We start from the raw sequence: 13,064 nt of genomic DNA, 5'->3' as shown, positions 1-13,064 counted from the left end.
CAACCATGCAGTTGGAAAATCGCCCGCCGTCCGTTCACCGCCGCGCCCTGATCATCTGGCTGTCCATCTACCCGCTCGTGACCCTCGGCCAGCTGGTGCTCCGCCCCCTTACCGGCGACCTGCCGGTGCCGGTGAGCACGCTGGTGCTGACGCTGCTGGTCGTCCCGGTCGCCGTCTACCTCGTCGTCCCGGCGCTCACCCGCGCCAACGCCCGGCTCAGTGCCGGACGATCACGCCGCGGGCGACCAGTTCGATCGTGAGCGCGACGGCGCCGGCCTCGACCGCCAGCAGCGCCACCAGCACGAACAGCTGGACGGCACCGGCCTGGATCGGATCGGCGCCGCCGATGAGCATGCCGACGAACGCGCCCGGCAGCACCACCAGGCCGACGGTGCGGGTCTGGTCGAGCGCGGGGATCAGCGCCGTCGCCGCCTGCGGCCGGGCGATCTCCAGCGCGGCGTCGCGCGGCAGCAGGCCGACCGACAGCGCGGCCTCGACCTCGCCGCGCCGGGTCGCCAGCTCGTCCAGCGCCCGCCGCCCGGTCAGCGCGGCCGCCGTCATCGCCCCGCCGATCAGGATCCCGGCGACGGCGATGACCGCCAGCGGGTCGCCCGGCAGCACACCGGTGGCCAGCAGCGCCGTCACGACCAGCAGCGGGCCGGGCGCCACCGGGACTGCGGCCCAAGCCCACGACCGGTCGTGCGTCATCCGCCGCCCGGCCGTCACCGTGGCGGTCACCAGCATCACCAGCAGGAAGGCGGCCGTCAGCGGCTCGACCTCCACGACGGCGGCGAGCACCAGCGCCACGACGGCGAGCTGGGCCACCGCGCGCAGCGCCGCCGTCACCACGGCGCGGTCGTGCCCGAGCCGGGCGACGGCGCTCACGGCGACGGCGGCCGCGACGAGCACCGCCATCGCCACGCCCAGCGCCGGCCCGACCGGCAGCAGTGTCGACGACATCTCGTCACCGTAGTGTGCCCTGTGGAGGGTCTTGCACACCGACGACGACCGGGGGCCGGAGGCTCCCGCGAGTCGTCGGTCGAGACCGCAAGGCTGATGGAGAGCGGACTTTGTCGTGCAAGGCCCGACCAGTAGGGGATGGCCTGTGGAGGGTCTTGCACACCGGCGACGACCGGGGGCCGGAGGCTCCCGCGAGTCGTCGGTCGAGACCGCAAGGCTGATGGAGAGCTGGACTGGTCGTGCAAGGCCCGACCGGTAGAGGATGGTTGTCATGGTGAGGCTGACGAGGATCTACACCCGCACCGGCGACGACGGCACGACCGGGCTCGGCGACTTCAGCCGCACCCGGAAGACCGACCCGCGGCTAGCCGCCTATGCCGACGTCAACGAGGCCAACGCGGTCATCGGGGTCGCCGTCGCGCTGGAACGGTCCGGCACCGGGGGCGGCGACCTCGGCTCCGACGTGCTGGCCGTCCTCCAGCGGGTCCAGAACGACCTCTTCGACGTCGGCGCCGACCTCTGCCTGCCGCTGAAGGCCGAGTACGAGTACCCGCCGCTGCGCGTCCAGGCCGAGTGGATCGAGGAGTTGGAGGCCGACTGCGACCGCTACAACGCCGAGGTCCCGAAGCTGACGTCGTTCATCCTGCCCGGCGGCACCCTCACCGCGGCGCAGCTGCACGTCGCCACCACCACGGTGCGACGGGCCGAGCGGTCGGCCTGGGGGGCGGTCGAGCAGTACGGCACCGGCGACATCGACGGCGTCAACCCGCTGACCGCCTCGTATCTCAACCGGCTCTCGGATCTGCTGTTCATCCTGTCCCGGTACGCCAACCGCGCCGACGGCGACGTCCTCTGGCAGCCCGGCGGCGGCCGCGCGGAAGCGCCGTCGCGGCGCTAGCCTCGACCTCATGAGGCTGACGAAGTTCGAGCACTCCTGCGTCCTCGTCGAGGACGGCGACGCCCGCATCCTCATCGACCCCGGCGGCTTCTCGCACGGCTTCGAGGCGCTGACCGGTCTGACCGCCGTGCTGGCCACGCACCAGCACCCGGACCACCTCGACGTCGACCGGCTGGGGCCGTTGCTGGCGGCGAACCCCGAGGCACGGCTGTACACCGACGGCGGCAGCGCGGCCGTCCTGGCCGAGTCCGGCATCGCCGCGACGGGCGTGCAGCCGGGCGAGCGGCTCGACGTCGGCACCACGGTCGACGTGTTCGGCGGGCAGCACGCGGTGATCCACCCCGACATCCCCGTCATCCCGAACGTCGCCTACCTGGTCGGCGGCCGGTTTCTGCACCCGGGCGACTCGTTCACCATCCCCGACGTCGACGTCGAGATCCTCGGGCTGCCCACCGCCGCGCCATGGCTGAAGCTGAGCGAGGCGGTCGACTACCTCCGGGCGCTGACGCCGAACGTCGCGATCCCGATCCACGAGGCGCTGCTGGCCGTGCCAGGATTCTTCTACAACCTGTACGAGAAGCTCGCACCGGAAGAGACCGAGCTGCGCGTGGTGGCCGCGGGCAGCACGTTCGAGTCCTGACCCACACATCGGCGCACACAAGGGACAATGGAGACGTGACCGAAGGCAGACCCGAGCGCCACCGACGGCCCCACCTGCGTCCCGACATGCCCGATCTGCTCGGCGACCCCGATCCCGCCGACCGCACCGCCGTCGCGCACGCCACCGCGGCCGCCGTCCTGCAGGCCGCCCGGTCCGAGCCGGGCACGGCGCCGCGGCTGCTCGATCTCGCCGACCGCCTCGGCCTCGACGAGATCGCCGAGCTGTGGCGCGGGTCCGGCCCCGACACCCTGCCCGGCACGCTCTGGTCGCTCTACCTGCTGCGCAGCTGGGTGCACCGCAACGGCTCCGAAGCCGCCCGCGTCTTCGCCGTCGGCGAGCGGGTCGCCGAGGTCTCCACCGCCGTCGCCGGCGTCGCCCACCCGCCCGGCCCGGCAGAGGTCGCCGCTCTCGGCGACGCGGTCCTGACCAGCGCGTTCACCGGCGACTTCGCCGTGGCACTGGAACGGGCCGGCGCGTTCTGCCGGGTGGTCGCCGCCGGCCGCGCCCACTCCGCCGACGACCTGGCGGAGGAGGAGGGCGCGCGGCAGACCCGTCTGGCCAAGGGCAACCTGCGCATGGCCGAAGAGCTCGAGCGCGCCGCCGCCCTCTGGCGCCGCAACGAACTGCACTAGCGCGCCGCGCGGGAGATTCTCGCCCGGCGGACGCCGCGCGAGAATCGTCGAATGACCCACGACCGCTTCATGCTGATCCACGACCCGGAGCTCCAAGCTCGAGGCGAGCGCGTGCTGGGTGCCGAGTTCAGAGCGATGAGCGAGCGCGTGGTGCGGGCCACGGAGCTGACCTCCCGGCTCAACGTCCTCCCGTTCGACGACGAGGCGGGCAAGGCGGCGCTGCTCGAGCAGATCCTGGGCGGCCCGCTTCCGGAGCGGGTGACGATCTACCCGCCCTTCTACACCGATCACGGCCTTCGCCTGGACCTGGCCGAGCGGGTCTTCATCAACCAGGGCTGCACGTTCCTCGACTACGCCGGCATCCGGCTGGGCGCGGGCGTGATGGTCGGGCCGAAGGCCACGTTCATCACGATGGGCCACCCGGTCGACCCCGACGAACGGCGCCGGTTCCTCACCGGCGCGCCCATCGACGTGGCCGAGAACGTGTGGATCGGCGCCGGCGCGACGATCCTGCCCGGCGTCAGCATCGGCCGCGACGCTGTCGTCGCGGCGGGGACGATCGTGGCCGACGACGTGCCGGCGGCGAGCCTGGTGGCCGGGACCAAGGGCACCGTGCGCCGGAGTTGGTAGGGCCCGGGGCCGGCCGCTGACGCCCGGCCCCGGACCACGGGCCGGCGTCAGCGGAGAACGTCGATCACGATGAGGACGACACCGACGACGGCCGCGACCACGCCGCCGAGCAGGAAGAGGCGCTGCTTCGACTGGGACTCGCGCATCAGCGTCTCTTCGTCCTTGGTCGAGACGAGCGACGGGGCCTCGATCGCCAGGTCACCCGAGGCGTCACCGACCTCACCGAGCACGTAGAGCTTCCGCCCGGGCTTCAGCACCCACTCCTCGTACTCGTAGCCGATGGTGCCTTCGCGCTGGGTCTTCGGCAGCGACAGGCTGAACGAGCCGATCGACAGCTCGGTCCGCTCCTCCTTCTCGTCCTCCGGCTCGAACCGGTCGACGATCTTGTCCGCGCCCTCGACCACCTTGCCCGGATGCACCAGAATGCTGCCGGTCTCGTCGGTCACGAGGAACGCCTGCTCGGACTCGCGGTCGGCGACCTTCTCCTTCTTCTCGACCCGGCGGTTGCGGTAGTTGCCGTTGGAGTCGCGCTTGCGTTCGGTCTCCCAGAACTTGCGCGTGACGACGTGCTTGTGCCAGACGCATTCCGTGGCGGAGATCTCCGACTTCAGCACTCCGGACGAGCTCGGCTGGGCGGTGCCTGCCACCTCGCTCTGCTGCCGGAACACGCCCGGCCCTGCTGCCTCGGCCGCGGCGGCCTGGAGGGTGCGCAGTTCTGCGGTGGTGAACGTCTCGGTCGTGATCATCTTGCGCTGCCGCTTGCGTGCTTTGAGGATGAGATATCCGCAGAATCCAGCAACGGCCAGTGCAATCAGGCCGGCAATCCACATGACATTGGTCCTTTCGGAATGTGTGCCCGGCCCGCACACGATAGCCCACCTGAGCTGGCGCTTCCCGGCGCTCGATCTATGACGGCGTGAACGAGCGAGACAGCGGGTTGGGAACGGCGCCGAGGGCGGAGATGACGGGACGTTCGGGGTCGTCGGCGTAGCCGCGCTCGAACAGCCGCAGCCGGTTGAGGCACAGCTTCGGGAACGTCGGCGACTCCAGGTCGAACATCGTGAACCGGTCGGCCAGCTGGCCGCGGAACCGGTCCTGGTACGCCGTCAGCACGTCGCGCGCCGACGCCCAGAACGCCGCCTCGGGCACCCCGTGCCGGTCGGCCAGCACCTCCGTCAGGTATCGGTAGACGCAGATCAGCAGGCCGTTCTGCAGGTATTTGCGCAGCGTCTTCCCGTCCAGGATCACGTCCGCCAGCGCCTCACGCACCGACGGCGGCAGCTCGGCGTGCTCGGGAATGACCTCCGAGCAGATCGCGAGGTCGTCGACGAAGTCCTTGACGACCAGCCGCGTCGGCACCCCGTCACGGTGGACGATCATGCAGTTCTGCCCGTGCGGCGAGAACATCGCGCCGTACTTGTACAGCACGTGCAGCAGCGGCGGCAGGATCGCCTCGTGCAGCCGGGCCACCCACTGCGACGCCGGCAGACCGCTCCGCGCGATCAGCGACCCGGCGAACGTCCCGCCCGACGGGTCGACGTGCAGCAGCGCCGCCAGCGAGACCGCCTGCTCACCGTCGCGCAGGAAGGGCTGCACCGGCTCGCGCCAGATCGCCCCCAGCAGCTCCGTGTACTGGTACGGAACGCCGGGCAGCGCGGTGTACGTGGGATGCGCGACGCTCACGCCGGCCACCTCGCCGAGCAGGATCAGCCCGGTCTCGCGGAGGAACTCGTCGCCGTCGACGATCGAGGAGAGCCACGACGTCAGCGCCGGCGCGGCCAGCGTCCGCTCCCGCGGCAGCCCGCGGTAGACCGAGGTGTTGAGGATGGACAGCGGCAGCTTGAGGTAGCGCCGCGCCGGGTCGTCGAGGTCGGTCATCGTGCGGATCGCCAGCTGCGGCCGGTACCGCGCCGGCCCCTCGCCGAGGAACACCAGCTCGCCGCGGGCCAGCTGCGGCGCGTGCAGCGGCAGGATCCGGTGCGCCCACTGCCACGGGTGCACGGGCACGAACACGCACGTCGACGGGTCCAGCCCGCCCAGCTGCGCCCCGGCTCGCAGCGCCTCGAACCCCGCGTCGCCGATCTGCTCCCGCACCACCGCGTGGTGGTCCAGCCCGACGGAGTCCGCGACGTCCGGCGAGGCGGCCAGCCACAGCAGCCGGACGTCGGCCCGCGCCTCCGGCGGGTACGCCAGCAGGTCGTCGGCGCCGAACCCGACCCGGCCCTTGTTCGCGACGATCCACGGGTGCCCGGTCAGCTCGGCCTCGGCCAGCACCGGCTCGAGGTCGGCGAGCTCGGCCGCCGGGCGCGCCGTCGCCAGCTGCCGCGCGTCGGTGAGCAGCGTCGACGACAGCTCCGACACCGCACCCGCGACGGTGGACGCGTCGGCCCCCGCCGCGGTCAGCACCGCGGTGAACACGTCGACGGCGTCTGGCAGCGGCCCGCCGCCGTCGACCGTCAGCGACATCGGGTCCACCCGCCACCAGCCGAGGGCGCGACGCACCGCCCGTCCGGTCAGCGTCCCGCCCGGCAGCGGCACCGCCACGGACCCGTCCTCGGCGACGGCCGGCGCGATGATCTCCTCGTAGCCGAACTCGGTGACCATCTTCGCGATCAGCTCGCGGTTGGCCCGTTCCCACTGGTCCAGGTCAGGTGCGGTCATCGGGGCGGACCTCCTCGGGGACGCCGAAGCTCTGGTAGACGGTGCGGTCGCGGACGGGGTAGATCTCGCGGCCGGCGAGCGCGTTGACGATGACGGAGTTGCGGTGCGCGCCGAGCCCGAGGTCCGGTGCGCCGACGCCGTGCGTGTGCAGCTCGGCGTTCTGCGCGAACAGCGTCGACGGCGTGCCCGACGCCAGCGCCAGCCGGTAGTCCAGCGCGACCTCGGGCCGCCCGAGCGCGTCGGCCGCCACCACCCCGTCAGGCAGGGGAAGCGGGGACGGCTCGTGCCCGGTCCCGAGCACGACGACGTCGGTGTCGCGGGTGAACGTGCGGTCCTGGTCGCGCTGGCGCCAGGTGAGCCGCCACCGCCGTCCGGGCACCGGCGACGGCTCGATGGCGCGCAGCTCGCAGCCGCCCGCGTACACCACCGGTGGGTCGGCGCGGTCCACCGTCGCCTCGTACAGCAGGTCGTAGATGCGCTCGCTGGTCTCGGCCGACAGGCCCTTGTAGAGCAGGTCCTGGCCGGCCCGGATCTCGTCGCGAGTCGGCCCCGGCAGCCCGTGGAAGTAGGCCGTGTACTCGGGCGTGAAGTGCTCCAGCCCGAGCTTGGAGTACTCCATCGGCAGGAACCCGCGCGACCGCGTGAACCAGTCCACCGTCAGCCCGCCGGGCAGCCCGGCCTCCAGCAGGTCGGCGACCACCTCGCCGGCGCTCTGCCCGGACCCGACGACGGTGACGGCGGACGCGGTCACCGCCTTCTCCCGGTAGGTGAGGTAGTCCTCGGTGTGGAACACGTCCGCGCCCAGCACGTCGCGGGCGACGGCGGGCACGTGCGGCCGGGTGCCGACGCCGAACACCACCGAGCGCGCGGTGTGCTCCTCGACGCCGCCGTCCGCCGTCTCGACGACGACGCGCCACCCGTCGCCGGCCGGCGACACCGACGTCACGCGCGCGCCGAACCGGCAGGACGGCAGCGACTCCGCGACCCAGCGTGCGTACGCGTCGAACTCCGCCCGCGGCACGTGGAACCGCTCGTAGAAGTAGAACCGGTACAGCCGGCCGCGCTCGTGCAGGTAGTTGAGGAACGACCAGCGGCTGGTCGGGTCGGCCAGCGTCACGAGGTCGGCCAGGAACGGCACCTGCAGCGTCGTGCCGGGCAGCATCAGCCCGGGGTGCCAGGCGAACCGCGGCGCCGCCTCGAAGAACGCCGCGTTCACGTCGGGCACCGGGTCCAGCAGCGCGGCCAGCCCCAGGTTGAACGGCCCCAGGCCGACGCCGACGACGTCGTACTCACCAGTGACATCAGCCGGTCGGCTCATGCGGCGATGCCTCCCTCGCTCCATCCGGCTCGCGGTCTCGACCGACGGCTCGGCGGGACCTCCGGCCCCGCGTCGCCGTCGGTGCCGCATGATCCTCCCCGGTGAGCACCCCGGCTCCCGCGACCGCGGCGCGGTCGCCTGGCCAGCGCGCGTCGAACGTCGCCCGCTCGCAGGCCAGCACGGCTGCCCGCTTCTCCGGCAGGTCCACCTCGCCCAGCGACGTCAGCCCGAGCCGGTCGCAGTAGGCGAGCATGCGCCCGTTGCGCACGTCAGGCTCGCAGACGGCGCGGCCGCCGCGGTTGAGCAGCCAGGCCAGCACCGCCCGGCCCATGAGCCGCGGCACCCCGGTTCCGAGCATCGACAGCGGCCCGACCAGCAGGTGGAACCCATGGTCGTCGGGGTGCGCCGGGTAGTACCCGGCCAGCGCGTCCTCGGCGACGGCGTAGGTCTCGACGTAGCCGAACGGGGTGCCGTGCGCCGACACCAGCCAGGGCCGCAGGTGCGTCAGCCCGGCCAGGTAGTCGTGGATCTCGTCCAGCGACACACCGAGCTGCCACCACGGGACGACGTGCGACCGGTTCATCCAGTCGTGCACCAGCTCGGCGTCGTCCTCGGCCCGGACCGGCGCGAACGTCAGCTCCTCCGTCGCGCCCGGCAGCGTGACGGACCACGTCATGTGCCCACCCCCTGCAGCGGGTTCGGCAGCGTCACGTACACCGACTGCGTCGAGATGTCGCCGACCAGCTCGTCCATGTCGTGCGCGCGGGTCAGCAGGTTCGCCTTGCACGGCCAGCGGTCGTCGTCGAGCAGCCGGTCCAGCAGCGTCGCCGGGTACCGCCCGCCGCGCGAGCGTTCCTCCGTCAGCACCCTTCGCAGGTCGCCGAGAAGGACGGACTCGTCGACGGACGGGCCGAGCGCGTTGATCACGCCGAGCGTGAGGTTGACGAACAGGTAGTAGTTCAGCCGTTCGTCGGCCAGCTCCTCGGGGAAGATCGACTCGGTGACCTCGCCCAGCCCGGGCACGACGGCGACGAGGTGACCGTGGGCGGCCTCGCGGTGGAAGTAGCCCTGGCTGTCGCGGTACACGCCGCGCACCGGCCAGCCGTCCTCCAGCTCGACCAGCGTGTTCTGCTGGTGCGCCTCGAAGCACAGCCCGACGTCGAGGTAGAGCCGGACCAGCGAGCGCACGACGACGTCGCAGAACCGGCCGAACCACTCGCGGGCGACGGCGTCCTCGGTGCGGTGCTCGCGGCTGCTGATGGCCGCGACGATCGCGGCCAGCCGGCTGCTGCCGCCGTACGGGTGGTCCTGGCAGAGCGTCGTGAGCGCGCTGACGTCGCGCGGCCCGCCCGGTCCCCACCGGTTCTCCCGCAGCAAGACTGAGAAGCCGTTCAGCACCTCGCCGTCGCGGGCCAGCGTCAGGTAGGCGGGGTCCTGGACGAGGACGAAGTGCGGCGCGGCCTCGCGCGTTCGGGCGCCGACGACGGTGCGCACCAGCGCGGCCGACTCCACCGCGCGGTCCAGCTCCTTCGGCAGCGTCACCCGCATCGAGTTCGTCACGCGCACGTGCAGGCTGAACTTCAGCTGCCACGGCGCGTCGGCCCGGTACACCGTCCGCACCGACGTCGTCGGCAGGAACGGCGCGCCCCACGCCCCGAGATCGACGACGGCGCCGGTGTCGAACAGGTCCGCCGTCTGCGGGTCGGCGGCCAGCCGGTCCGCCTCGTACGGGTGCGCGGGCAGCAGGATCCGGTCGCCGCCGACGGCCTCGCGGGTCGCCTGAAGCGCCGCCTGGTCGACGGCCGGATCGTCGCGCAGCAGCGCCGTGGCCAGCTCCGGCGCCGGCGTGTCCAGGGCGCTGCCGTGCCGCACCAGCTCGCGGTCGACGGCCAGCCAGCGCAGCGCGAACCGGCCGCCGGTCTCGGGGGAGAACCGCTGCCGCTCGACGGCGCCCAGTTCGCCCCGGCTCTTCGGCGTCGGGTGGACGAGATGGCCGAGCAGCAGCGCCTGCTCGGTCTCGGGGAAGGTCAGGGGAGCGGCGGACCACAGCCGGTCGATCTCGCCGGCCCGGCCGTCCAAGTAGCCGGCCACCGCCGCGGCGCTGTCCAGGACCCGGGCGAGCAGTGGCTCCGTCCGCAGCCCGGTCCCAGGCAGCGCGTCGGCCAGCAGCACGGCCAACTGCGCCAGCCCGACCGGCCGCGGCTCGCCGTCGGCGATCTGGACCAGCGCCGGCAGCTCCAGCTGGTGCCGGTAGGTCGCCGACACCCTCCGGACGCCGATCAGGAGGCGGGCGTTCCAGTGCGGCAGCGGGATGACGATCCGCGCGCCACCGGCGGCCGACTCCAGTGTCCAGCCCGGCACCTCGCGCAGCCAGCAGGACAGCAGCGCGTGCGCCGTCGCGTCGTCGGCGGCTCGAGTGGGCGACGGCGCGGTCTTCGCCAGCAGCTCTGTCATGCCGCCACCCCCAGCCCGGCCGCCGCCTCGGCCGCCACCGCCGCGAGCAGCGCGGCGACGTCGTCGTGGCTGGTCAGCGGGTTGGTGAAGGTGAGCTTCAGCGCGACCCGGCCGCGGTACCGGGTCCGGCCGACGACCGCCCGGCCCGACGCCAGCAGCCGCCGCTGCACCTCGACGCTCAGCGCGTCCAGCCGGTCGTCGTCGACGCCATCCGGGCGGCAGCGGAACAGCACCGTGACCGTCTGCGGCGGCGCGACCAGCTCGAGGCCCGGCACCCGCCGCACCGCCTCGCCGGCCTTCGCGGCGAGGTCGACCAGGTGCTCGACCAGCCCGGCCAGCCGGCGCCGGCCGGTGGCCCGCAGCGAGACCAGGATCTTCAGCGCGTCGAACCGGCGCGACGTGTCCAGCGACCGGTCGACGAGGTTGAGCACGTCGTCGTCCTCGCTGCGGTTGAGGTAGTCGGCCGGCTCGCGCACGCTGCCCAACGACGCCCCGTCGCGGACCAGCAGCGCGCTGGCCCCGATGGGCTGCCACCACAGCTTGTGCAGGTCGGCGGTGATCGAGTCGGCCCGCTCCAGCCCGGCGACCAGCGGCCGCAGCCGGTCGCTGAGCACCAGCGCCGACCCGACGGCCGCGTCGACGTGGAACCAGGCCCCGGCGGCGGCCGCACGGTCGGCCAGCGCGGCCAGCGGGTCGACGGCGCCGGTGTCGGTGGTGCCGGCGGTCCCGACGACGGCGATCGGCACGCCGCCGGTCTGCGCCAGCTGGTCCAGCGTCCGGTCCAGGGCGGCGACGTCCATGCGGCCGTCGTCGTCGGTGGTGACGGCGACGACGGCGTCGCGGCCCAGCCCCAGCACGGCGGCGGCCTGCCGGACGCTGACGTGCGCCCCGGCCGACGCCAGGATGCGCCAGCGACCCGCGCCGGCCGGCAGCCCGCTGAGGTTGGCCCCACCGGCGGCGTGGTCGCGGGCGAGCAGCAGCCCGAGCAGGTTGGACGCCGTCCCGCCCGACGTCAGCACGCCGGACCCCGTCGACGGCAGCCCGATCAGATCGTTCAGGCGACCGACCAGCCGGTCCTCGACGTACGTCGCCATCGGCGCCTGGTCGTAGGAGTCCATCGATTGGTTCGTAGCGGCGATCGCCAGTTCGGCCGCGACCGCCGTCAGCAGCGTCGGCGGGTGCAGATGGGCGGCGCACCACGGGTCGGTGACGCGCGCGCCGTGCGCCAGCACCGTCCGGCCGACGTCGGCGAGCACCTCCCCGAGCGGCTCCGCGTCGTCGGGCAGCGGCTCGATCGCCGCCGCCGTCTCGCGCAGCCAGCCTGGGCCGGCGGACGGGAACGGGCCCCGGCCGCCGGGGTCGTCGGTGGCGGCGAGGACGGTGAGCACCTCGGCGACGGCCGCCCGTAGCGCGTCGTGCGCGGCGGGGCTGCCGTCGAGGAACAGCGGCCCGGTCACCGCTCGCCCCCCTCGTCGGCCTCCGCGTGGACGGCCCGCAGCGCCGCGCCGAACGCGTCGACCACGCGGTCGAGCTCGTCGTCGCTGATGACCAGCGGCGGCAGGAACCGGACGACGGCGTCGTGGCTGCCGCCGACCTCGACGATGACGCCGCGCTCGAGCATCGCCCTCTGAACGCGACCCGCCAGCCAGCCGTCCGGCACCGGGACCCCGTCGGCGTCGACCACGCCCGGGTCGACCAGTTCCGCGCCGACCATCAGGCCACGGCCGCGGACGTGCCCGACCCGCGGGTCGTCGGCGGCCACCGCGAGCAGCCCCTCCGTCAGACGGCGGCCGGCCTCGCGAGCCCGCTCCGCCAGCCCGGCGCGGACCACCTCGCGGATCGTTGCCGCGCCCGCCGCCAGCGCCAGCGTCTGGCCGCGGAACGTGCCTGCATGCGAGCCGGGCTGCCAGCCGTCCAGCTCGCCGCGGTGGACGATCACCGCCAGCGGCAGTCCGCCGCCGATCGCCTTCGACAGCACCAGCACGTCCGGGTCCAGCCCGATCGCCTCGCCGGCCCACAGGTCGCCGGTGCGGCCGAGGCCGGTCTGGACCTCGTCGGCGATCAGGACGGTCCCGGCCGCGCGCGTCGCACGGCGCACCGTCGCGGCGAACGCGGCGGGCATCGGCTGGACGCCGCCCTCGCCCTGCACCGGCTCGGCGATGACCGCGGCCGGCGTCGCGATGCCGCTGAGGTCGTCCGTCAGCGCCCACTCGACCAGCCGCCCGGCCATCGCGGCGCCGTCGTCGAGGCCGAACGGCGACCGGAACGCCGTCGGGAACGGCAGGTGGTGGACGTCGGGGAGGAGCGTGCCCAGCGGCTCCTTGACCGCCTTGCGGCCGGACAGCGCGAGCGTGCCCTGCGTCATGCCGTGGTAGGCGCCGCCGAACGCGACCAGACCGGACCGGCCGGTCGCGGTGCGGGCCAGCTTCACCGCGGCCTCGACGGCGTCGGCGCCGGTCGGCCCGCAGAACAGGATGCGCCCGTCGCGCAGTGGCTCGGGCAGCACGGCGAACAACTGCTCGACGAACCGGTCCCGGACCGGCGTCGGCAGGTCCAGCGTGGACAGCGGCGCACCCTCGTCGAGGACGTCGTGCAGCGCCTGCACGACGACCGGGTGGTGGTGGCCGAGCGCCAGCGCGCCGGCGCCGGCCAGGCAGTCGATGTACTCGCGGCCCTGGCGGTCGCGGACGGTGGAGCCTGTGGCGGACACCAGGGCGATCGGCAGGCGGCGCGGGTAGGAGCGGGCCGAGGATTCTCGGAGGCGTTGGCGTTCGAGCAGGTCGTCGGCGGTTTCAGCGGTTCCGGTTGCCGGCGGCTCGGCGAGCCTGACACCCTCGTGGTACGCCACGG

At 73.7% G+C, this 13,064-nt stretch carries 13 protein-coding genes; 5 read left to right on the top strand and 8 right to left on the bottom strand.

All coding sequences use genetic code 11. The annotated features are described in order from the left end of the window. The first annotated feature begins 5 nt into the window (after window positions 1–5). The gene (locus tag BLV05_RS01915; RefSeq protein ID WP_046766666.1) at window positions 6–260 is read left to right on the top strand and encodes a hypothetical protein; all 255 of its coding nucleotides are present in this window, start codon (window positions 6–8) and stop codon (window positions 258–260) included. Here BLV05_RS01915 and BLV05_RS01910 read toward each other — a convergent pair. Next, a complete protein-coding gene (locus tag BLV05_RS01910) occupies window positions 217–960 on the bottom strand; it encodes an ABC transporter permease (RefSeq protein WP_046766667.1) in 744 nt (247 codons plus the stop codon). The two genes, BLV05_RS01915 and BLV05_RS01910, sit on opposite strands and share 44 nt — an antisense overlap. Window positions 961–1,231: 271 nt before the next feature. On the opposite strand from BLV05_RS01910, the gene BLV05_RS01905 reads away from it, so the two are divergent. Genes BLV05_RS01905 through BLV05_RS38085 form a run of 4 tightly spaced genes read left to right on the top strand, consistent with a single transcriptional unit; the run spans window position 1,232 to window position 3,781 of the window. Further along, window positions 1,232–1,858, top strand: a complete 627-nt coding sequence (locus tag BLV05_RS01905) for a cob(I)yrinic acid a,c-diamide adenosyltransferase (protein WP_046766668.1) — start codon at window positions 1,232–1,234, stop codon at window positions 1,856–1,858. Between the two features lie 10 nt (window positions 1,859–1,868). Then, on the top strand, window positions 1,869–2,498 hold the full coding sequence (locus tag BLV05_RS01900; RefSeq protein WP_046766669.1) for an MBL fold metallo-hydrolase: 630 nt from the start codon (window positions 1,869–1,871) through the stop codon (window positions 2,496–2,498). Between the two features lie 35 nt (window positions 2,499–2,533). Beyond that, entirely contained in the window at window positions 2,534–3,151 is a 618-nt protein-coding gene (locus BLV05_RS01895) for a hypothetical protein (protein WP_197683501.1), read from the top strand. 51 nt (window positions 3,152–3,202) lie between these two features. Further along, window positions 3,203–3,781 (top strand): sugar O-acetyltransferase, encoded by a 579-nt coding sequence (locus BLV05_RS38085; RefSeq protein WP_197683500.1) that lies wholly within the window; start codon window positions 3,203–3,205, stop codon window positions 3,779–3,781. Window positions 3,782–3,828: 47 nt separating this feature from the next. On the opposite strand, the gene BLV05_RS01885 is transcribed toward BLV05_RS38085, so the two are convergent. The 7 genes from BLV05_RS01885 to BLV05_RS01855 form a co-directional block, all read right to left on the bottom strand. Beyond that, window positions 3,829–4,527 (bottom strand): GIDE domain-containing protein, encoded by a 699-nt coding sequence (locus BLV05_RS01885; protein ID WP_052762084.1) that lies wholly within the window; start codon window positions 4,525–4,527, stop codon window positions 3,829–3,831. A 160-nt stretch (window positions 4,528–4,687) separates the two neighbouring features. Next, entirely contained in the window at window positions 4,688–6,442 is a 1,755-nt protein-coding gene (locus tag BLV05_RS01880) for an IucA/IucC family protein (protein WP_046766672.1), read from the bottom strand. After that, window positions 6,429–7,760 carry a lysine N(6)-hydroxylase/L-ornithine N(5)-oxygenase family protein gene (locus BLV05_RS01875; RefSeq protein ID WP_046766673.1) on the bottom strand — a complete coding sequence of 444 codons (1,332 nt, stop codon included), beginning with the start codon at window positions 7,758–7,760 and terminating at the stop codon, window positions 6,429–6,431. Before BLV05_RS01875 ends, BLV05_RS01880 begins: the two co-directional genes overlap by 14 nt. Further along, window positions 7,744–8,436, bottom strand: coding sequence for a GNAT family N-acetyltransferase (locus BLV05_RS01870; RefSeq protein ID WP_052762085.1), 693 nt, complete (start codon window positions 8,434–8,436; stop codon window positions 7,744–7,746). Before BLV05_RS01870 ends, BLV05_RS01875 begins: the two co-directional genes overlap by 17 nt. Beyond that, complete coding sequence (locus BLV05_RS01865) at window positions 8,433–10,214, bottom strand: IucA/IucC family protein (protein WP_046766674.1); 1,782 nt, start codon at window positions 10,212–10,214, stop codon at window positions 8,433–8,435. Before BLV05_RS01865 ends, BLV05_RS01870 begins: the two co-directional genes overlap by 4 nt. Continuing rightward, complete coding sequence (locus tag BLV05_RS01860) at window positions 10,211–11,671, bottom strand: pyridoxal phosphate-dependent decarboxylase family protein (protein ID WP_052762086.1); 1,461 nt, start codon at window positions 11,669–11,671, stop codon at window positions 10,211–10,213. The genes BLV05_RS01865 and BLV05_RS01860 overlap by 4 nt, the downstream gene beginning before the upstream one ends. Further along, window positions 11,668–13,062: a diaminobutyrate--2-oxoglutarate transaminase family protein gene (locus BLV05_RS01855; protein ID WP_046766675.1), complete on the bottom strand. Its 1,395-nt coding sequence runs from the start codon at window positions 13,060–13,062 to the stop codon at window positions 11,668–11,670. The genes BLV05_RS01860 and BLV05_RS01855 overlap by 4 nt, the downstream gene beginning before the upstream one ends. Window positions 13,063–13,064: the final 2 nt, after the last annotated feature.

This window comes from Jiangella alkaliphila (assembly GCF_900105925.1).
Lineage (GTDB): Bacteria > Actinomycetota > Actinomycetes > Jiangellales > Jiangellaceae > Jiangella > Jiangella alkaliphila.
The sequence above is the reverse complement of the archived record's forward strand: the minus strand, read 5'-3'. Positions and strand labels throughout refer to the sequence as shown.

Excerpts from the sequence above, each read along its gene's own strand:
- BLV05_RS01905 (WP_046766668.1), top strand. The coding sequence starts at position 1,232 with ATGGTGAGGCTGACGAGGATCTACACCCGCACCGGCGACGACGGCACG.
- BLV05_RS01870 (WP_052762085.1), bottom strand. The coding sequence starts at position 8,436 with ATGACGTGGTCCGTCACGCTGCCGGGCGCGACGGAGGAGCTGACGTTC.
- BLV05_RS01865 (WP_046766674.1), bottom strand. The coding sequence starts at position 10,214 with ATGACAGAGCTGCTGGCGAAGACCGCGCCGTCGCCCACTCGAGCCGCC.
- BLV05_RS01910 (WP_046766667.1), bottom strand. The coding sequence starts at position 960 with ATGTCGTCGACACTGCTGCCGGTCGGGCCGGCGCTGGGCGTGGCGATG.
- BLV05_RS01915 (WP_046766666.1), top strand. The coding sequence starts at position 6 with ATGCAGTTGGAAAATCGCCCGCCGTCCGTTCACCGCCGCGCCCTGATC.
- BLV05_RS38085 (WP_197683500.1), top strand. The coding sequence starts at position 3,203 with ATGACCCACGACCGCTTCATGCTGATCCACGACCCGGAGCTCCAAGCT.
- BLV05_RS01880 (WP_046766672.1), bottom strand. The coding sequence starts at position 6,442 with ATGACCGCACCTGACCTGGACCAGTGGGAACGGGCCAACCGCGAGCTG.
- BLV05_RS01885 (WP_052762084.1), bottom strand. The coding sequence starts at position 4,527 with ATGATCACGACCGAGACGTTCACCACCGCAGAACTGCGCACCCTCCAG.
- BLV05_RS01875 (WP_046766673.1), bottom strand. The coding sequence starts at position 7,760 with ATGAGCCGACCGGCTGATGTCACTGGTGAGTACGACGTCGTCGGCGTC.
- BLV05_RS01900 (WP_046766669.1), top strand. The coding sequence starts at position 1,869 with ATGAGGCTGACGAAGTTCGAGCACTCCTGCGTCCTCGTCGAGGACGGC.